Genomic DNA, 19,611 nt, shown 5'->3' with positions numbered 1-19,611 from the left:
AGATGACGGCATGGACGAAGAAGAATCGGGACCTCGGCAACGGGCCGCCGAGACGAAGCGCAGGCGAACAAGGGAGAGCATCGTGAACGGCACGATCGACCTGTTCAAAGACCAGGAGCACGGCGACTACACGCTTGGGCAGATCGCCGAAGAGGCTGGTGTCGGCACTGCAACCATCGTCAACAACTTCGGCACCAAGTACGAGGTGCTGCGGACGGCGCATGACCGGCTGCTGGCTCCGATCATCGAACCCATCACGGCGGGCGCCGAGAACGGCACCTACAAGCCGAAGGACGGCGTCGATGAACTGATCCGCTACATCTACGCCATCGCCAAGATGTGCCAGCAGCACCAGGCACTCACAGTGGCGATGATCCGGGCGTACTTCGAGCAGACCAGTGACGGCACCCTCGACCTTGGAAGCTTCATCACCAAGGGGCTGCACCCGATCCTTATGGCGCCACCGTTCATCCCAGGCGAAGGTGTCGATGCGGCAATCCACATCTTCAGTCAAGCGGGGACACGCCGGGGAGCCTTCAACCACCGGTACCACACGTGGGCCTTGATGATGACGCTCTACCACGGCACTGCGAACGACGAGCCGTCCAGAGTTGCAGAGTTCGCGTGCAGTCAGATGCTCGCCGCCGCTCTGCCCGAAGTTGATCCGCGCGATCTCTCCGCGCGTCTCCCCCGAATCAAAGAGAAGGTCGACGGCTGGTTTGAGCGGCGAGAAGACCAAGAAATCTAATACTAGCGAGCTCGCAATAGAGGCTTTGGTGACCTCTTTAAACGTCAGAGCCTCTATTGCATTTCCTTGTGCAATATGTTATAAATATGCATAGATTGCCCATCGGTAATTGCCCTCTCTCCTCTCTGGATATGAGCGCCCCGCCAAGTAATTCTTAATTGGTGACGCGCCCATATCCACAGTTCTCAGGAGAGACGCGTGTCAACAGAAGAGTTTGGACCTCGTCAGCGAGCCGCTGCCACCAAGCGCAAGAGGACCATCGCCAGGACTGTCAGCGCTGCTGCGCTGCTGTTCGACGCACACGGCTGGTACGGCGTGACTCTGGATGACATCGCCAGGGAGGCCGGTGTCAGTGTGGCGGCGTTCAACCGGTACTTCGCCACCAAACAGGCTGTCGCCCTCGCGGCGTACGCACCGATGTTGCTGCCTGTCGTGGAGCAAGCGGAAGCGAACAGCCGAACGGCAAGTGCAACCATGCGGGCCTTCATCTACGAGTTGGCGGAAGTGGCAGTTCAGTGCCCTGTCCTGACCATCTCGCTACTTCCCGCAAGCCGCGATATCACCAGGATCGGGGACGAAGCCCGATCGACCTCCGCGGAAGTCGTCTTGGTGGACTTCGACCAGATCGCCGAGCTGCTCGGACGACTGCTGGCGAACCACCAGAACAACGACGACAACTTCAAGGAAGTCTCCGAGATCTATCTCTCCGGTCTACTGTCCTGGGTGCTCAAACACCCCGACCGCTCCGGCGAGGATGCCGCGAGGCTCCTCCTGTCCCAACTTCTCTGACACACCTCAACCACCCTGCACCCTGAAACGAGAGCACCCCGCTGCCCGTTCAGGCGGCGGGGTGTTTCTCATTTCTGGGCTTCGCTGAGTAGGCGTTAGGCAACCTTGGCCTTCGCGTACGCCTCCTTGATGTCCGCCGGGACACGACCCCGGTCGTTCACCTCGTAGCCGTTCTCCTTGGCCCACGCCCGGATCAGGGCGGTGTCGCCACTGGAAGCCGTCGCTTGAGTTGCACCGCCACGCTTGCCGCCACGAGACTGGCTGGTCTTCCGGCCCTTGTCGACGTACGACTCAAGAGCCTTGCGCAGCTTGGCTGCGTTCTTCTCATTCAGGTCGATCTCGTACGTCTTGCCGTCGAGACCAAACACGATCGTCTCGGACGCTTCGGACCCGTCGAGGTCATCCAGCAGTTGGATAATGGTTTGCTGTGCCATCGTCGGTTCGTCCTTCTTCAGGGTTCGAGATAAACAACGGTCTTACATTGCGATTCTTATCAGTGTGGTGCCTGCGGTCGCAACGCCGATGGTGAATCGTCGCGACGCGGCATGTGCGCTGTCGCCTTGAACCACACGACCAAGGGCACGTGGCCGGCGTGCGGGAGCTCGGAGCCTTCAAGACTGCCGCGGCGCGACCTCGCGACCGAGCTGCCATCGATACCGCTGTACTCGGATGAACTCCGATCCTTCTTCCAGCACAGCGCGGACGGCTTGAACGTCGGTGGCCGGCTCGTCGGGAAAGTGCTCATAGATCAGCTCGTGTACCTCGGCGGCCAGCAGTGGTTCATTCTGCCGCGCCAGGGTGATGGCAACCTGCTGTCGTAGCGTTGGCCGCAAAGGTGCCGCCAGGATGACTTCGCGCAGCTTCTCAACGCCCCGCCGCTCCTGCGCCGTTGCCAACTCCAGCTTGGTGCCGACGACTTCGAGTGCCTTGATGGCGAATGAAGCAGCCGCCTTCCTCCTGTCAGGCTTCTTGAGGAGTAGCGCGCTACCACCGAAAACGACGGCACCGATCGCCCACGGGGAGATGCCAGTCTGTCGCCCCAGGAGCTTGACCAACCCCACGGCGCCTCTGGCAGGAAGAGCGGCAGCGTTCACGGTGATGGCCTGGTCCCTCACGCCCTCGGCGATGTCGAGAACAGACTTCGCCGCTCGTTGCCAGTCTTTCGGGGCGAACCCGGGCTTCTTGAGGTGTCGGTCATCCGAGAACACGACGCACGGCGCAATGAGCTTGGCCAACCAGCCTGTTGGCACATCGTCGGTGTCGGTGATCGCCAGGACCTGTTCGTCCGGACCGTCGACGTCCGACATCGTGACGAACCGCAGCGCCGGGAGGTACTCGGCTTCAAAGTGGGCGCGAAGGGTGGAGTGCGACACCAACCCACGCGCCGCCATCCTCGGAAGGTGCTCGTACGTCTCATCGAGGACGTGGTCAGCAGCGTAAAGCGTGGCTGTGCCGTCATCGCTCATCCGCAGCAGCCGTGACCGGAACCCTTTGCGGCAGTCGTTCTCGATGCTGCTGAGCAGCGCGTTGGTGTCCACGATGCCAACCAGATGCGGCGTGCTTGAACTGTAGGGATCAAGCGGCGTGCGTCTGGCGATCGGTGCGCGCTGGTCTTCCGTCATGGATCAACGGTAGTGGCAGGGTATGACGCCTTCCAGCGGGTTTCAGATGTGAGCGGGACGCTTCCTCACGGCAGGACAAACGTGGCACTGTACTTCGCTCGTGTCACCGCGACGTAGAGCTTTGCTCTGTCCCCGGCCTGATTGAAGTCTCGGGTCTGGTAGAAGCTAATCATCGGTTTCGTCGGGAAGATCAGCACGCGGTCGAAGGTGCTGCCCTTCGAGGTGCCCATGTTCATGGCGTCGAGACCACAGGTGTCAGCCCGCTTGTCCCAGCGCAGCACGACTGGCGCGTACTTCTCGACGTAGTCCTGAACATCGGACTTCCTGATGTCGAAGACGCCATCGTGGCCGGTGATCTCAGTGTTCTTGGAAATCGTCCGTGCGAGATCGGGGTACAGGTCATCGGCGAAGCTACAGATGTGTTGGTTGCATCGGTAGCTCTCGACACGGTTCTCGATGTGACAGAGCTTCGTCCGCTTGCCGAGCCACTCAACGATGCCACTTCCCTTGAACTGCCTGTTCTTGGCCGCGTTGTTCGTCACGAACGTGGCCTGACGGGGGTCACCAACGACAGTGACGGCAATCGGCGACTTCATCAGCAGGTCTAGGAGTTCCAGGTCATACCCTGCCATGTCCTGGATCTCATCAATGTAGATGTGGTCGTACATCCGAGACAGTCGGTCGACGACCATACCCTTACTCAAACGGTTAGCCTCAAAGGAAAAGGCTGAAACGCCGTCCCTATAGGCCGACTTGCTGCGGTCTAGGTAGTACTGCCGAGGTCTGCTCTTGGGGATGTAGCGCGAGCGTTGTCCCACGAAGTTGAGCCCACCCATCATCCCGGTTTCACCGAGGACAAAACTTTGGTATGGGCGAGCACACTCGTTAAGAAGAAAGGTGAACCATCCCATGACCGTAACGTGTCCTGGAAGCACTCCGGTTCCCGCACTCAACCGGTTCACGATCTGGTGCAGATTCTCGTTGGTGTAGGTCGTTACCAAGACGCGCTTGCTCGGGTCAGCAACGACGCAGTCGATGATGTGCTGGGTCTTCCGCGAGCCGGCCGCTGCGATGACGGCCAGGTTGTTATGCGACTGCATCCCTGATGTACTCCGGCATAGTGATGGTCTGGTCACTGGAGAAAATCGTCAGAGCACAGGTGGTCTTTCGATCCTCCATATGCTCAAGCAGGTCTGCTTCGGAGGCGAAATTCTCCCCAAGGATGGCGTTCATTACGGCTAGACCGTTCGCCTTAAGGAGCTGTGGCTCAAGGGTCTTGTAGTCCTTATCCTGTCCCACGTGAACGGAGATGTTCGGGAAAGCGGTGTGGGCGGCGTACTTTCGCTGCACCTCTGCGGCCTCGGTGCCATCGTTGTCCCTCACAACAGCAACCACGTTGCCGGTGAGTGATGCGATATCGAGGAACCGTCGGAACGCCAAACCGCGAACGCTGATCACATCCACGCCGTCTTCGATAGGAAGGCAGCCGTGAACATCCTTGTACGCACGTTGAACGATGAGTTCATCGGATGGCCCTTCCACAAGGATGGACCGTCGAGCAAGCACAAGGCGCAGGGTGTCGTAACCCGACAGCTTGCGGAAGTAATCTTGCGTGTCAGCCGGAAGACTGTCGAGGCGGAAGCCCTCGGTTTCTGAGAGCAAGACGAGCTTTTCAAGCCCCAGCTTGTTCAGCACGTAGGAGCTGTGCGTGGTGATGAAGACTTGCTTGCCGTCGCACTTGTCGCTGATCTTCTTAACCAGCTTACCCAAGTTGGAGAACGACAGGTGGTTCTCCGGCTCCTCAACGAGAACGATGTGGGCGTCTTCCACCTTCTTGTTGAGAGCAAGGAGGATTTTGAGCGTGCTCTGCTCTCCCTTCCCCACGTATTGGAAGGGCAGCTCGTCGAGATGCGGAACGATGCTGCTTTCCCAGCTCGACTTCTGCGACACGTCGATACCGAGCGTCAACTCGCGGTCACTCACGTCGCTTGGAGCGCCACGCAGTTTCTCATTAATCTTCACGATCGAGTCATCCGCCGCAAAATTTTCACGGAGGCTGCGATAGGCCCGGGTCAGCTTTACGCGCTCGTCCGCCGCAAGGTGCGAGTTAATGATGCCGTTGAGGTAGTAGTCGACACCACTCTGAAGATGGATGTTCGAGGCATCAATGAGTGAGGCGGTGGCCGGGATGCTGCGGAAGGTGATGCCATTCCCCGAGAAGGCCAACCAGTCGACCTTGTAGTACTCGGTCGGAATCAATCGAACCTGAGTCGGGTCCTTGATGAACTCCTTGTATTCCGGCTCGTAATCCGGATTAAGCGCCACACGGATACGCACACCCGGCTCGTTGGCCTTGAGGAGGTTGTTAGTACCCATCAGCTCGGCGGGAGCTGTTTTGCTGTCGAGGAAGAGGTCGATGATGATCTCAGGCGGCCTGGCTTCTCGCCCTTCTTGCAGTGCGGCGATGTACTCTGCGGCAGCGTCCTTGTGAAACAAATAAGGCGAGAGATCCTGAGCGAGGAGTCGACCTCGCAGCCTGCCGGTAAGCGCCAGGCTGATCGCCTCCAAAATCGTCGACTTACCAGCGTCATTGTCGCCAACCAAGATGTTCATCTTGGGGTCGAAGTCGAGCTTGAACCTACGAAACGTCCGGTAGTTCTGAATGACGATTTTAGAAAGCATAAGCCCCCCTATTATAAAACTTTCTCTTTCCGAAGGTGAGCGTAAGTTTCATCAGTGGAACCACACTCCCCATGGGGTTCCACAGCACGCCTTCGAACAAGTGACGAGGAGCGTAGCAGGCGTCCCGCCAGTTACAGGGACACAGTCGACAAAGTCGAACAAGCTATCTATTTGCTTTGGCCAAAGCTCATGAGTCTCGTGGAATCTTTTCAGCCGTTCGGCTTGAAAACGACGATGCATCTACCCCCTGAGCGGAAATGACTTGCCAGTAACAAAGAACGCCCCGCGACGATGGTTGCGGGGCGTTCTTTCGCTTTGAAGTTGTCACTTGATTCCCCCCTTCTACCGCGCGCCGGCCACGAGCCCGTGGTCAGCCTGACCTAACGGCCCGGAGCTCACGCGCGAGAGCGATGCCTCCCCTTCCGCCACCTGCCATACCGCAGCCAACAGCCAAGTTGAGGGCGTGAAGCGCGTGGTTCTTTCGCTCCAGGAAGCTGCAACCGACGCAGCGGCCATGCCTTCCTGGTCGTCCTGAACCAGTGCGCCTGCTGCATGCGGAAGATGCACCGGTGGCACGCGTACAGCGGTAAGGTTGAATCCTGGACGACTATGTCTCCGACGTGAGCAACAGGGACGCCAGGCGCCTCGCAGCGGAAGCACGCCCCCTGGTACCAGTCGAACAAGTCCCAAATCTGCTGTGGCTTCATCGGATGCTGGGGTGTCGTTGGTCGAGGGCATCAACCGTGCGCCGGCCACGACTGTCAGGTCGCATCTGTCATCCGCATCATCGTGTTCGCCGAGAGCGTCGTGCTGAGGAGGCTGTCGAGAAGTGCCCGGCGCGCTTGGTGTTCAGCTGAGCTGTACTTCGCACGGAGTCCCTGCGGTAGAAGTAGAGGTGCGTGCTCGTAGACACAGTTGGATGGTTCCAGCGCAAAGCCGAGTGGCAGTTCAGCCCACACGATCTTGCCACCGACGCTCGGGTGGTAGATGTTCCACTGCTTCGCAACGGCGTCGACAAGCAGCAGCCCGCGTCCACCCTCGGCGCCCTGGTCGGGGTCTTTCCTTACGGGGGTTGTGCTCGTTCTGTCCCAGACCTCGACAAACAAGCTGGTTTCGATGGCACGGAGCTGACCCCCGATGACCACGTCGTCAGTGGGCTGCGGGTCGCTCTCGTTGCTTGCCCTGACGGCGTTTGTGGCCAACTCACTCATGATGAGCGTCGCAGTTTCGACGTGCTCTTCCAACTGCCAGAGCCTCAAGTTGTGCCGCACGAACAACCGTGCAGCAGCCACGGCTTGAGGGATGGCGTTCAAGCGGATGGAGGAGGCCAGAAGCGGGATCGGTGTCAGGTCGTCGGCGCTCATGACGCAACACTTCCCGGCTGCTGGATGGTGTTCTGGATGACCCAAAGCCGGGCGCCAAGTTCACCCTCGATGTGGTCACGCATGGCGGCCTGGAGGCCAGGAAGCCGGGCGAAGTGCCACAGCGATGGCACGATGACGTGCTTGATCTCCGTCGTCTTGAGCGCATCCACGAGCGCGAAGAACGCGGACTCGTCGCTGACACCGAGCCGTTCGATGAACAGCCGCTCCAACTCGAAGCCCTCGCCCTGGGTGTAGCGCCTCAACTCCCCTTCGATTGCCGCGTTTTCATCTGGATCATCGCTTACTGCGAGTCGCATATAGCCGAACATGAGCGGTCGCATCCGTTCCTCCTGGGGGACTGGAACGGCTGACAAGCAGTGGCACGGGGATGCCATCTGCTCGCCAACCTGCCCTCAGAGAAGCGGGTTGACCTGCAAAGACACCACAGCAAACGTGCGGCACTCTTGCCGCATCGATGAGGGATTCCTGGCGCTGGCCTGCACGGATGCCACCTGCACCGTTATGGTGAAGGCTCGCCCGCGCACGGAGGGATGGGCGATGGCAGCGAAGCGGATGGGTCTCGTCCGGCGTCGTAAAGCAGCAGGCCACACCCAAGAGAGCCTGGCTGAGTTTCTTGGTGTCGAGCGTTCGACGGTAGGACGCTGGGAGTCTGCCGAGACGGAGCCGCAAGCTTGGTTACGGCCAAAGCTTGCCCGCGCGCTCAAGGTGTCGAACGAGGAGTTTCAGGCACTACTCGACGACATCACCGTCACCGACTCACGCCCCAGCGAGCGGATGACGTATGCCCTGGAGAATCCAGCGGCGGCTGACCTCATGGTGGTCGCTTACATCCATGAGCAGTTGCGGAAGTTGGATGAGTCGTACGACCAGGAGGCATCGACGGCACTGCTTGGTCGAGCCGGTCAGCTTCACGGCCAGGTGCGCTTCCTCCGTGAGAACGTCGCAAACCCACGCGTACGTCGGGCGTTGTACGAAGTCGAGGCCGACTCAAGCACCTTGATGGGACAGCTGTGTTGGGACGTCTCTCAGCGCCGCGACCACCAAGCCCCACTCGGGTACTTCAGGGAAGCCGTCGCGGCTGCGCGCCATGCCCGTGACCCACTGACGGAGTCGTACGCCACGCTCCGCATGAGCTTCGTTGCGCTGTACGGAGAGAAGAACCCTGTCCGGGGTGTGACCCTTGCAGAACAAGCTGCCGACGCCGCTCAAGCTATCAGTCCGTCGCTCACTGGGTTGAGCCTGCTTCACGTCGCCGAGGGACACGCCATGACTGGCGCGCTCTCTGAGTGCGAGGGTGCTCTGAATAAGGCTGAGGCCCAGTTCGATCGTGCCCATCCCGATGATGTGGCCGCGCCGTACTACACAATGAACGAGTACAACCGACTCGCTGGCTCCTGCTACTTGTTCCTCGACCTCCCCGAGCGCGCCGAGCCCATCTTGCGCATGACTTCTCGGGCGCTGGCTGCCAAGAAGAAGAGCCAGGCGATCACACTGGGGAACCTAACCTTGGCGCTCATCCGGCAGGGGAAGCTCGACGAAGCTGCAGCGACCATGCACCGCACCATTGACGCCGTCGAGCTGACTCGCGGTGGGGGTGGTCTTAATCTGGCCTTCTCTGCCGGGCGCGAGTTGCGGCAGTGGAGGACGGAGCCGTGGGCGCAGGAGATCAACGATCGCTTGCTCGCCCTGATGTAGAACGGGTGGGGTGTTGACAGACATCGACCAGCAGAAGCAGGCCGTCCGCGAGCGGGTGTGGCGTCGCCTCATCGACGGCGGTGGTGCACCCGCCGACTCGTACGGCAAGATCCCTGGCTTCTACGGTGCCGAGGGGACTGCGGAACAGTTGGCTCGTCAGGGCTTCTGGCGGAAGGCCGCCACCGTGAAGGCGAACCCCGACTGGGCACAGCTTCCGGTGAGAGTCCGCGCGCTCAAGGACGGCAAGCTTCTTTACATGGCTGTGCCGCGCATGGCGTCGCTCGAACCCTTCTACTTGCTCGACCCCAAGAACCTCGAACTTCCGCCCGAGGAAGCAGCCGAGAAGAAGGGCGCGGCTCAGGTTGCCCGCCGGCTTGCGCCAGAGTCGATGGAACCTATCGACGTGGTGGTGTGCGGGAGTGTCGCCGTGAACCGGTCGGGGGCCCGCATCGGCAAGGGCGCCGGGTACTCTGACCTTGAGGTTGCGCTGTTGATCGAAGCGGGTCTCGTGACGGATCAGACGGTGATCGTCGCACCGGTCCACGCGCTCCAGGTGGTCGAGGACGACATCCCTGAGACCAAGCACGATTTCAGCGTGGACTACATCGTCACGCCCGACGAAGTGATCCCGTGCGCCAACCGGCGTCGACCGTCAGGGTTGGTGTGGAACGACCTCACCGCCGAGAAAATCGCGGCGATTCCGGCGCTGGCAGCACGGGCCGAGCAGGGGCAGCCGTAGCCGTCCCTGGGGGCGCTAGACGGCTAGACTAGTCCTCGGGGCCACCCGCACACGACGCGTCGGGTAGCCCCGTGACCAGCCGAAACGCACGAAACGCATCCGTCAGTTTGGGTATAGTCCACAACGCATTGAGCCCACTGGGGTTGGGCAGCACCCACACCCGGGAGGCGCCGATCGTCCGGTCCTGCGGTCCGATCGTGGCCTTGCGATCGCCGAACGCCGCGCGGTACGCGGTCACCCCGACCACCGCGAGCCACCGCGGCCGCAGCCGCTCCACCTTCGCGGTGAGCAGACGGCCGCCCTCGACGTACTCCTCGGTCGTCAACTCGTCGGCACGCGCCGTCGCCCGGGCGACCACGTTCGTGATGCCGAGCCCGAACGACGGCAACTCGCCCTGCTCCGAGGGCCTCAGCAGCCGGGGCGTGAAACCGGACAGGTGCAGGACCGGCCAGAAGCGGTTGCCGGGCCGGGCGAAGTGATGGCCGGTCGCGGCCGTCATCAGCCCCGGGTTGATGCCGCAGAACAGCACCTGGAGACCGTCCGCGACCACGTCCGGCACCAGCCGGTCGCGGGCGGCCTCCAGCTCCTGCGGGGTGAAGCGCGTCAGAGGATCGCTCCCGGCGTGTAACCGGCCGCCTCCGGGCGCTGCTTGACGATCTCCTCGACGCGGCCGACGACGACGGCGACCTGGTCGGCCGCGGCGCCCGTGAAGGACAGCTTGTCCGCCATCAGCGCGTCGAGCTGCGCCCGGTCCAGCGGGATGCGCTCGTCCGCCGCCAGCTTGTCGAGCAGCTCGTTGCGCTCGGCGCCCTGCTCGCGCATCGCGAGGGCCGAGGCGACGGCGTTCTCCTTGATCGCCTCATGGGCGACCTCGCGGCCGACGCCCGCGCGCACCGCGCCCATCAGCACCTTGGTCGTCGCGAGGAACGGCAGATAGCGGTCCAGCTCCCGCGCGACGACGGCCGGGAAGGCACCGAACTCGTCGAGCACCGTCAGGAACGTCTCCAGCAGACCGTCGAGCGCGAAGAACGCGTCCGGCAGCGCGACCCGGCGCACCACCGAGCAGGACACGTCGCCCTCGTTCCACTGATCGCCGGCCAGCTCGCCGGTCATCGACGCGTAGCCGCGCAGGATGACCATGAGGCCGTTGACGCGCTCGCAGGAACGGGTGTTCATCTTGTGCGGCATCGCCGAGGAGCCGACCTGGCCCGGCTTGAAGCCCTCGGTCACCAGCTCGTGCCCGGCCATCAGCCGGATCGTCTTCGCCAGCGACGACGGGGCCGCCGCCAGCTGCACCAGCGCCGTCACGACCTCGTAGTCCAGCGAGCGGGGGTACACCTGGCCGACGGAGGTGAACGCCTGGGAGAAGCCCAGGTGCCCGGCGATGCGGTCCTCCAGCTCGGCCAGCTTCGTGGCGTCCCCGCCCAGCAGGTCCAGCATGTCCTGTGCCGTGCCCACCGGGCCCTTGATGCCGCGCAGCGGGTAGCGGCCGAGCAGCTCCTCGACCCGGCCGTACGCCACGAGCAGCTCGTCGGCGGCGGTCGCGAACCGCTTGCCGAGGGTGGTTGCCTGCGCGGCCACGTTGTGCGAACGGCCCGCCATGACCAGCTCGCCGTACTCGCCGGCCAGCTTGCCCAGGCGGGCGAGGACCGCCACCGTGCGGTCGCGCATCAGCTCCAGGGAGAGCCGGATCTGGAGCTGCTCGACGTTCTCGGTGAGGTCGCGGGACGTCATGCCCTTGTGGACGTGCTCGTGCCCGGCGAGGTCGTTGAACTCCTCGATCCGCGCCTTCACGTCGTGCCGCGTGACCTTCTCGCGCTCGGCGATGGAGGCCAGGTCGACCGTGTCGAGGACCCGCTCGTAGTCGGCGAGCGCCGCGTCCGGCACCTCGATGCCGAGGTCCTTCTGGGCCCGCAGCACGGCCAGCCAGAGCTGCCGCTCCAGCCTCACCTTCTGCTCGGGCGACCAGAGCGTGGCGAGCTCGGTGGAGGCGTACCGTCCGGCGAGGACGTTCGGGATGCGGGGCTTGGCTGGCGCAGAAGTCACGTGTACGGATTCTACTGGCGATTCATGCAGGTGAGCGCAGCGGCCCCGCTCGTCGGAACCTACGAGAGCGCGGTCACAGCGCGAGAACCGTGGGGGCGTCCCGCCCGGCAGGGACGCGAAGCGGCACTTCAGCGCCCGTCGGCGAGCTCCGCCAGGACGTCCCCGTGGCACAGCTCCGGCGCGCACCAGCAGGCCAGCGTCCTGCCGCGCAGGTCCGGGACCAGCTCCAGCAGCTCGGGCCGGGCCGTCAGGTACTCCCGGTACTTCGCCATCACCTCGGCCCGCGTCCCGTCCCGCTTCTTCTTGGCGGTGTCGGGCTGGAACGGGTTGTACAGCGGGTGCTGCGGCAGGTCCCAGTGGCCCATGGTCCAGCGGCGGCCGATGTACACGACGTCGTCGGGGGCGTTCTCCAGCCGCGGTCCGAAGTCCCGGATGCGGCCCCTGAGGTTGATCACGGTCGTGGTCACTTGCGGCTCCCTCCGGTCCGGCCCCTCCGCGGAACCCGTCGACTCTAGGTTGCCGGTCCCTCGTACGGCAGCAACTCGGGGCGCTTGGCCGGCAGCCCGTCGCCCGAGGAGCGGCCCGTCAGCCGTCGTCCTATCCAGGGCAGCAGGTACTGCCGGGCGAACCGGGCGTGTGCCAGCTGGCGGGCGGCCCAGGCGGGCGGCGGTGTCGCGGCCATCGGCGTGCGCCAGTCGGCGTCCTCCGCCGGATGACCGAGGGCCTGCCACACGGCCTCGGCGACCCGGCGGTGCCCCTCGGCGGTCAGGTGCAGCCGGTCCACGTCCCACATCCGGGGGTCGGCCAGCGAGGGCGCGCCGTACAGGTCGACGACGAGCGCGCCGTGCCGGGCGGCCAGGTCGTCGACGCAGACGAACAGCTCCTCCATGCGCGGCCGGAACCGTTCCAGAACGGGGCCCTGGCGGCCGGGGCTGCGCATCAGGACGAGTTGCTTGCAGGCGGGCGCGAGACGCTCCACCGCCTCCTCCAGCAGCCCGCGCACCCTGCCCATGTCGCACTTCGGGCGCAGGGTGTCGTTCAGACCGCCGACCAGTGTGATCACATCCGCGCCCATGGCGGCCGCCACGCCGACCTGCTCCTCGACGATCTGGCCGATGAGCTTGCCCCGCACCGCGAGGTTGGCGTACCGGAAGCCGGGCGACCGCGCGGCCATCCGGCCCGCGAGGAGATCCGCCCAGCCGCGGTAGGAACCGTCGGGCAGCCGGTCCGACATGCCCTCGGTGAAGGAGTCGCCGACCGCGACGAGGCTGGAGTACGGGGGAGGGACGGGGTGGGTGTGCGTGGCGTTCGTCTGCATGGCGTACCCGATGCTATCGCCTTCACATACCCAGCGGTCGGTCGCCTCTCCCCGCGCCGGCGTCAGGCCGCGGGCTGCCCGAACAGCTCCCGCAGCACGTCCTCCATGGTCACGATCCCGCCGAGCCGTCCGTCCGCGCCGAGCACCGCCGCCAGGTGCGTCCGGCTGCGGCGCATCGCGGTGAGCACGTCGTCGAGGGGGGTCGTCTCCCGGACCCGGGCGATGGGCCGCATGTCCCGGATCGGGAACGGCACATCGCGCGGGGCCGCGTCGAGCGCGTCCTTCACATGGAGGTAGCCCACGATCCGGCGCCCCTCGTCCACCACGGGGAAGCGGGAGAACCCGGACGCCGCGGACAGCCGCTCCAGCTCCTCCGGGGTGACGCCCACGCGCGCGTAGACGACGCGTTCCAGCGGGAGCACGACGTCCCGGACGGGCCTGCGGCCCAGTTCCAGCGCGTCGTGCAGCCGCTCCCGGGCGCGGTCGTCGAGCAGGCCGGCCTCGGTGGAGTCCCGGACGAGCCGGGCCAGCTCCGCGTCCGAGAAGGTCGCCGCGACCTCGTCCTTCGTCTCGACGCGCAGCAGCTTCAGGAGCGCGTTCGCGAAGGCGTTCACCGTGAAGATCACCGGCCGCAGCGCCCGCGACAGCGCCACCAGCGGCGGACCCAGCAGCAGGGCGGAGCGCACCGGCTCCGCCAGCGCGATGTTCTTCGGCACCATCTCGCCGAGCAGCATGTGCAGATAGGTGGCGAGGGTCAGCGCGATCACGAAGGAGATGAGGCGTCCCGCGCCCGCCGGAACGCCCACCGCGTGGAACACCGGCTCCAGCAGGTGCTCGATCGCGGGCTCCGCGACCACACCGAGGACCAGGGTGCACAGGGTGATGCCGAGCTGCGCGGCCGCCATCAGCGCCGACACGTGCCGCAGCCCCCACAGCACACTGCGGGCCCGGCGGTCGCCCTCTTCGGCGTACGGCTCGATCTGGCTGCGGCGGACCGAGATCAGCGCGAACTCGGCGCCGACGAAGAAGGCGTTGACGACCAGGGTCGCGAAGCCGATCAGCAGCTGGACGGCGGTCATCGCGTCTCCTCCTCGTGCTCGTCGCCGGAGTCGACCGGGGCGTGCAGCAGCACCCGGGCGGCCCGCCGGCCGGAGGCGTCCACGACGTCGAGCCGCCAGTGGGCGACCTCGACGGTGTCGCCGACGGCCGGGATACGGCCCAGCTCCGTGGCGACGAGGCCCGCGAGCGTCTCGTACGGCCCCTCCGGCACCCGCAGTCCGACGCGGGCGAGCTGGTCGGTGCGGGCGGCGCCGTCGGCCGAGTACAGCTCGCGGCCGTCCTCGTCGGTGCCGACGGCGGCCAGGTCGGGGGTCTCGTGCGGGTCGTGCTCGTCGCGGACCTCGCCGACGACCTCCTCGACGATGTCCTCCAGCGTCACCACGCCCGCGGTGCCGCCGTACTCGTCGATCACGACGGCCATCGTGCGTCTGCCGGAGAGCCGGTCGAGGACCCGGTCGACGGTGAGCGACTCGGGGACGAGCAACGGCTCGCGCAGCAGCTCCGCCACGGAAGTGCGCAGCCGCCGCTCGGCGGGCACCGCCAGCACGTCCTTGATGTGCACGGTGCCGACCACCGAGTCGAGACCGCCCCGGTAGACCGGGAAGCGGGACAGGCCGGTCGCCCGGGTGGCGTTCGCCACGTCCTCGCAGGTCGCCTGCGTGTCGAGGGCGATGACCTGCACGCGCGGCGTCATCACGTTCTCCGCGGTCAGGTCCGCGAGGTTCAGCGTCCGCACGAACAGCTCGGCGGTGTCCGCCTCCAGCGCCCCCTCCTTCGCGGAGTGCCGGGCGAGGGCCGCCAGCTCCTGGGGGCCGCGCGCGGAGGCCAGCTCCTCGGCGGGCTCGATCCCGAACAGGCGGACGAGACGGTTCGCGGTGTTGTTGAGGTGGGTGATGAAGGGGCGGAACGCCGCGCTGAACCAGCGCTGCGGGTTCGCCACCTTCTTCGCCACCGACAGCGGCGAGGAGATCGCCCAGTTCTTGGGCACCAGCTCGCCCACGACCATCAGCACGATCGTGGACAGCCCCGTACCGATCACCAGGGCGACGGAACTCGACGCCGAGGCGGGCACCCCCAACGCCTCCAGCGGGCCCGCGATGAGCTTGGCGACGGACGGCTCGGCGAGCATGCCGACGACCAGATTGGTGACCGTGATGCCGAGTTGCGCGCCGGACAGCTGGAACGTCAGGTTCCGTACGGCCTTGAGGGCGCCGGCTGCACCCCGCTCGCCGCGCTCGACGGCCCGCTCCAGCCGCCCGCGCTCGACGGTGGTCAGCGAGAACTCGGCGGCCACGAACGCGCCGCAGACCAGCGACAGCAGCACCGCCACCAGCAGGAGGAGCACTTCGGTCATCGGGTCACCCCCGTCCCATGATCCGGCAGGGGCGGGATGATCGCGCGATGTCGTGCACCGGCGCCGGCGCGACGGGCACAGGGCCGGATACTGGGAGGCTCGCCCATGGGCGGACGCTCACGACCTTTCCGTAGAGGTTCAGTGGCCCACCCATGGTAAAGCGTCGGCAAAGTGCTGTTGGTCTTCCCGGTCGCGTCGGCCTCCTCGGTCCTGGCGGCGGTTCGCCCACCGCCCCCGTCGTCTCCTGAGCGCGTACCCGGGTGATCGCCGCGCATGAGCCGCCGACTGCCCTACAGGGGCTTGACCCAGCGTCGCCAGTGGTCCTCGCGGTGGTATCCGGTGGCGGCCCAGGCCCGATGGGCCTGTTCGTTGGCCTCCAGGACCATGGCGTCCACGCGCCGTCCGCCGAGGGCGGCGAACCGCTGCTCCGCCGCTTCCAGCAGCGCGGTGGCGATGCCCTGCCGCCGGTGCTCCGGACGCACCGCCAGCCGGTAGGCGGAGCAGCGCCATCCGTCGAAGCCGGCGATGACGGTACCCACCAGGACGCCGTCGCGCTCCGCGAGGATCAGCGCCTCGGGGTCCCGGGCGAGGAGCCGGGACACTCCGTCGTGGTCGTCGCTGATGCTCGTTCCCTCCGCGGCGTCGCGCCAGAAGCGCAGCACGGTGTCGATGTCCGCGGGGGCGGCGGCGCGCATTCGAAGATCACTCATGGGGCGAGCCAAGCAGAGCGCTCACCTGTCCGGCGAACGGATTTTCCGCCCCCGCGTTCCTCGCGGGGGCGGAAGCGGGCCCTGGGGCGTGTTGCGAAAGTCCCGTCTGCCCGGCGGCGTCCGGCACGCACGCTCGCCGCGTTGTCGGGACCGCCCCGATACCACCGGTATCGGGGCGACCCTCCGCCGTGCGATCGCACGCACCGGACGCCGCCGGGCCTGCCCTTCGGGCAGACGACGCCACTCTCGAAACACGCCCTACGCGGACCGGCCGCCGCCACGCCACGGCGGGGGCGGCGTCCGATGCGTGTCGTGCCCGGCGTGGGCTGCCCGGTCGGTCTGGCGGTCCAGCCGGTCCCGCAGCACGTCCACGACCTCCCGGCCGGTGGCCTCCTCGGCGACGACGACCACGTGCCGGCCGCCGACCCGCAGGTCGGCCGTCGCCAGCCAGGGGTGCTCCGCGTGCCCGGCGCCCGCCCGCACGATCCGCACCTCGCCGGTGACGGCGGGCAGCCCCGGCCGCCCGACCACGGCGTCGATCTTCGTGCGCGCGTAGTCGAGCGTCTCCCTGTCCACGGGGCCGTCGGAACGCAGCCGCACCGCCGACGTGGTCCGGGGCGTGTCGCTGGTCATGGTGATGTCCTTCCTGGAGTGGGTGAGGTGGTTCAGGACGCCGTCCGGCCGCGGCCGTGGTACGCCGCTCGCATCAGGTCCTGCATGTCGTCGAGCAGCGGCATCCGCGGGTTGGCGGGGGCGCACTGGTCCTCGAAGGCGTTGAGGGCCTGCTGGGGCAGCGCGTCGAGGAACGCGCGCTCGTCGACACCGAGAGATGCGAACGAAGGTTCGATGCCCACGGCGTCCCGCAGCCGTTCGACGGCCCGGGCGAGCGACTCGACGCCGTCCTGCGGGGTGCCGGCCGGCAGGCCGAGGGTCCGGGCGATGTCCTGGAAGCGTTCCGGGGCGCGGTAGTGCTCGTACTTGGGCCAGCCGGTGAGCTTGCCGGGGACGGCGCCGTTGTAACGGATGACGTGGGGGAGCAGGACGGCGTTGGTGCGGCCGTGGGCGATGCCGAAGGTGGCGCCGAGGGTGTGGGACATGGCGTGGACGATGCCGAGGAAGGCGTTGCCGAACGCCATCCCCGCGATGGTGCCGGCGTTGTGCATCCTCTCCCGCGCCTCCGCCGCGCCCGCACGGTCGTTCACGGCTGCTTCGAGGTGGTCGAAGACCAGCCGGATCGCGTGCAGCGCGAGGCCGTCGGTGAAGTCGTTCGCGTAGACGGAGACATACGCCTCGATGGCGTGGGTGAGCGCGTCGAAGCCGCTGTCGGCGGCCAGCGCCGGGGGCAGCGCGGTGGTCAGGAGGGGGTCGACGACGGCCACGCTCGGGGTGAGCGCGTAGTCGGCGAGCGGGTACTTCTTGCCCGTCGCGGGGTCGGAGATGACGGCGAACGGGGTGACCTCGGCGCCGGTGCCGGAGGTGGTGGGCACGCACACCAGCCGCGCCCGGCTGCCCGGTGTCGGGAAGCGGAAGGCCCGCTTGCGGATGTCGGAGAACTTGTGCCGCATGTCGGCGAAGTCGACGTCCGGGTGTTCGTACAGCAGCCACATCACCTTCGCTGCGTCCATGGGTGAGCCGCCACCGAGCGCGATGATCGTGTCCGGGCGGAAGTCCCGCATCAGGAGTGCCCCGCGTCGCACCGAGTCGATGCTGGGTTCGGGTTCGACGTCGTCGATGATCTGCAGCGTCACCGGTTCGGGGCGGCGCTTGAGGACGCGGTCCACACGGTCGACGAAGCCGAGGCGGGTCATCGTCGCGTCGGTGACGATCGTGACGCGGTGGACGTCCGGCATGGCGGCCAGGTAGCGGATGGCCTGCGGCTCGAAGTAGATCTTCGGCGGGACCTTGAACCACTGGAGGTTGTTGCGGCGGGTGCCGACCCGCTTGATGTTGAGGAGATGGGCGGCGGACACGTTGTCGGACACCGACGTGCTGCCCCACGAGCCGCAGCCCAGGGTGAGGGACGGCAGGAGGCTGTTGTAGATGCCGCCGATCGCGCCCTGGGAGGAGGGCGCGTTCACGATGATCCGCACCGTCTTCATCCGTCTGCCGTACGCCTCCGCCACCGCCCTGTCCTCGGTGTGGACGACCGCGCTGTGGCCCTGGCCGTGGAAGGCGACCATGTCGGCGGCCAGGGCGAAGCCCTGCTCCTCGGAGCCGGCCCGCAGGACGGCGAGCACGGGGCAGAGCTTCTCGCGGGTGAGCGGCTCGTCCGGGCCGACGCGGTCGGCCTCCACCAGGATGAGCGAGGTGTCGGCGGGCACGGTGAAGCCGGCCTGCTCGGCGATCCACACCGGGCTCCGCCCCACCGCGGCGGCGTTCACCTTGGGCTCGCACCCGGCGCCCGCCCGGCCGGCGGGGAACAGGAACGCCTCCAGCTTCGCCTTCTCCTCGGCGCTCGCCACATGCGCGCGCAGCCTGCGGAACTCCGCCAGGGCCTCGTCGTGGATCTCGTTGTCGAGGATGACGGCCTGCTCGGAGGCGCAGATCATGCCGTTGTCGAACGTCTTGGACAGCACCAGGTCGTTGACGGCGCGGCGCAGCCGGGCACTCCTGTGGACGTACGCCGGGACGTTCCCGGCGCCGACGCCCAGGGCGGGCTTCCCCGCCGAGTAGGCGGCCTTGACCATGGCGTTGCCGCCGGTGGCGAGGATCAGGGCGACACCCGGGTGCCGCATCAGCAGGCCGGTCGCCTGGACGGACGGCGTCTCGATCCACTGCACGCAGTGCTCCGGTGCCCCGGCGGCGACGGCCGCGTCGCGCACGATCCGCGCCGCGCGGGCGCTGCAGCGCTGGGCCGAGGGGTGGAAGGCGAAGACGACCGGGTTGCGGGTCTTCAACGCCATCAGCGCCTTGAAGACCGTGGTGGAGGTCGGGTTGGTGACCGGCGTGATCGCGCACACCACCCCCACGGGTTCCGCGATCTCGACCATGTCCTCGATGTCGTCGCGGGCGATGACCCCGACGGTCTTCATGCCGCCCATGCTGTGCGTGACGTGCTCGCACGCGAACATGTTCTTGGCCGCCTTGTCCTCGAAGACACCGCGGCCGGTCTCCTCCACCGCGAGCCGCGCGAGTTCCGTGTGCCGGTCCAGGGCGGCGACCGACGCCTTCCCGACGATGTGGTCGATCGTCTCCTGGGTCAGGTCCTCGTAGTCGGCGAGCGCCTTGAGCCCGTTCGTGACCAGACGATCGACGGCGATCGCGGTCTCGGACGGCTCGTCGCCCGGTGCGGCAGGGCGGGGCAGGGCGTCGTCCTGTCGGGTCATGAGGGTGCGCCTCCGTCGTCGAGGTCGGGGGCCGGAAGACCGGCGGGATGGCCGTGCGGGGAGCCGCACCGGGGTCCGGTACCGCTTCCACCCCCACCCTTCCGTGGCCGGGGGCCGCTCCCCAGGCGGCGAAGGTCC

19 protein-coding genes are annotated in these 19,611 nt (G+C 66.4%); 4 read left to right on the top strand and 15 right to left on the bottom strand.

What is annotated here, in order from left to right:
* The first annotated feature begins 10 nt into the window (after positions 1–10).
* Together GSY65_RS04465 and GSY65_RS04460 are read left to right on the top strand one after the other, a co-directional pair.
* A complete protein-coding gene (locus GSY65_RS04465; protein WP_159766060.1) occupies positions 11–748 on the top strand; it encodes a TetR/AcrR family transcriptional regulator in 738 nt (245 codons plus the stop codon).
* Between the two features lie 198 nt (positions 749–946).
* The gene (locus GSY65_RS04460) at positions 947–1,537 is read left to right on the top strand and encodes a TetR/AcrR family transcriptional regulator (protein ID WP_159766059.1); all 591 of its coding nucleotides are present in this window, start codon (positions 947–949) and stop codon (positions 1,535–1,537) included.
* A gap of 95 nt (positions 1,538–1,632) precedes the next feature.
* Here GSY65_RS04460 and GSY65_RS04455 read toward each other — a convergent pair whose 3' ends face one another.
* The 6 genes from GSY65_RS04455 to GSY65_RS04430 all read right to left on the bottom strand — a co-directional run bounded on the left by GSY65_RS04455 (position 1,633) and on the right by GSY65_RS04430 (position 7,546).
* Positions 1,633–1,971: a histone-like nucleoid-structuring protein Lsr2 gene (locus GSY65_RS04455; protein ID WP_159766058.1), complete on the bottom strand. Its 339-nt coding sequence runs from the start codon at positions 1,969–1,971 to the stop codon at positions 1,633–1,635.
* A 177-nt stretch (positions 1,972–2,148) separates the two neighbouring features.
* Positions 2,149–3,159 carry a hypothetical protein gene (locus tag GSY65_RS04450; RefSeq protein ID WP_159766057.1) on the bottom strand — a complete coding sequence of 337 codons (1,011 nt, stop codon included), beginning with the start codon at positions 3,157–3,159 and terminating at the stop codon, positions 2,149–2,151.
* Between the two features lie 65 nt (positions 3,160–3,224).
* Entirely contained in the window at positions 3,225–4,259 is a 1,035-nt protein-coding gene (locus GSY65_RS04445) for a UvrD-helicase domain-containing protein (protein WP_159766056.1), read from the bottom strand.
* Complete coding sequence (locus GSY65_RS04440) at positions 4,246–5,841, bottom strand: ATP-dependent nuclease (RefSeq protein ID WP_159766055.1); 1,596 nt, start codon at positions 5,839–5,841, stop codon at positions 4,246–4,248. Before GSY65_RS04440 ends, GSY65_RS04445 begins: the two co-directional genes overlap by 14 nt.
* Before the next feature lie 761 nt (positions 5,842–6,602).
* A complete protein-coding gene (locus tag GSY65_RS04435; RefSeq protein WP_159766054.1) occupies positions 6,603–7,205 on the bottom strand; it encodes an ATP-binding protein in 603 nt (200 codons plus the stop codon).
* A complete protein-coding gene (locus GSY65_RS04430; protein ID WP_159766053.1) occupies positions 7,202–7,546 on the bottom strand; it encodes a recombinase family protein in 345 nt (114 codons plus the stop codon). The genes GSY65_RS04435 and GSY65_RS04430 overlap by 4 nt, the downstream gene beginning before the upstream one ends.
* 217 nt (positions 7,547–7,763) lie before the next feature.
* Here GSY65_RS04430 and GSY65_RS04425 point away from each other — a divergent pair, with 217 nt between their 5' ends.
* Complete coding sequence (locus tag GSY65_RS04425) at positions 7,764–8,921, top strand: helix-turn-helix domain-containing protein (RefSeq protein ID WP_159766052.1); 1,158 nt, start codon at positions 7,764–7,766, stop codon at positions 8,919–8,921.
* A 13-nt stretch (positions 8,922–8,934) separates the two neighbouring features.
* A complete protein-coding gene (locus tag GSY65_RS04420; RefSeq protein WP_159775615.1) occupies positions 8,935–9,660 on the top strand; it encodes a 5-formyltetrahydrofolate cyclo-ligase in 726 nt (241 codons plus the stop codon).
* Positions 9,661–9,688: 28 nt separating this feature from the next.
* Here GSY65_RS04420 and mug read toward each other — a convergent pair whose 3' ends face one another.
* The 9 genes from mug to adhE all read right to left on the bottom strand — a co-directional run bounded on the left by mug (position 9,689) and on the right by adhE (position 19,473).
* A complete protein-coding gene (mug, locus tag GSY65_RS04415) occupies positions 9,689–10,267 on the bottom strand; it encodes a G/U mismatch-specific DNA glycosylase (protein WP_159775613.1) in 579 nt (192 codons plus the stop codon).
* The gene (gene purB / locus GSY65_RS04410) at positions 10,264–11,706 is read right to left on the bottom strand and encodes an adenylosuccinate lyase (RefSeq protein ID WP_159766051.1); all 1,443 of its coding nucleotides are present in this window, start codon (positions 11,704–11,706) and stop codon (positions 10,264–10,266) included. Before purB ends, mug begins: the two co-directional genes overlap by 4 nt.
* Before the next feature lie 128 nt (positions 11,707–11,834).
* A complete protein-coding gene (locus tag GSY65_RS04405; RefSeq protein WP_159766050.1) occupies positions 11,835–12,173 on the bottom strand; it encodes a DUF4326 domain-containing protein in 339 nt (112 codons plus the stop codon).
* Between the two features lie 44 nt (positions 12,174–12,217).
* A complete protein-coding gene (locus tag GSY65_RS04400) occupies positions 12,218–13,024 on the bottom strand; it encodes an SGNH/GDSL hydrolase family protein (RefSeq protein ID WP_159766049.1) in 807 nt (268 codons plus the stop codon).
* Positions 13,025–13,086: 62 nt separating this feature from the next.
* Positions 13,087–14,103, bottom strand: coding sequence for a hemolysin family protein (locus tag GSY65_RS04395; RefSeq protein ID WP_159766048.1), 1,017 nt, complete (start codon positions 14,101–14,103; stop codon positions 13,087–13,089).
* Positions 14,100–15,437, bottom strand: a complete 1,338-nt coding sequence (locus GSY65_RS04390) for a hemolysin family protein (RefSeq protein ID WP_159766047.1) — start codon at positions 15,435–15,437, stop codon at positions 14,100–14,102. The genes GSY65_RS04395 and GSY65_RS04390 overlap by 4 nt, the downstream gene beginning before the upstream one ends.
* Before the next feature lie 290 nt (positions 15,438–15,727).
* Positions 15,728–16,147, bottom strand: coding sequence for a GNAT family N-acetyltransferase (locus GSY65_RS04385; RefSeq protein WP_159766046.1), 420 nt, complete (start codon positions 16,145–16,147; stop codon positions 15,728–15,730).
* A 258-nt stretch (positions 16,148–16,405) separates the two neighbouring features.
* On the bottom strand, positions 16,406–16,780 hold the full coding sequence (locus GSY65_RS04380; protein WP_159766045.1) for a hypothetical protein: 375 nt from the start codon (positions 16,778–16,780) through the stop codon (positions 16,406–16,408).
* 32 nt (positions 16,781–16,812) lie between these two features.
* On the bottom strand, positions 16,813–19,473 hold the full coding sequence (adhE, locus tag GSY65_RS04375; protein WP_159766044.1) for a bifunctional acetaldehyde-CoA/alcohol dehydrogenase: 2,661 nt from the start codon (positions 19,471–19,473) through the stop codon (positions 16,813–16,815).
* Positions 19,474–19,611: the final 138 nt, after the last annotated feature.

This window comes from Streptomyces sp. HM190 (assembly GCF_009857135.1).
Lineage (GTDB): Bacteria > Actinomycetota > Actinomycetes > Streptomycetales > Streptomycetaceae > Streptomyces > Streptomyces heilongjiangensis.
This window is presented reverse-complemented; position numbering and strand designations above follow the sequence as displayed.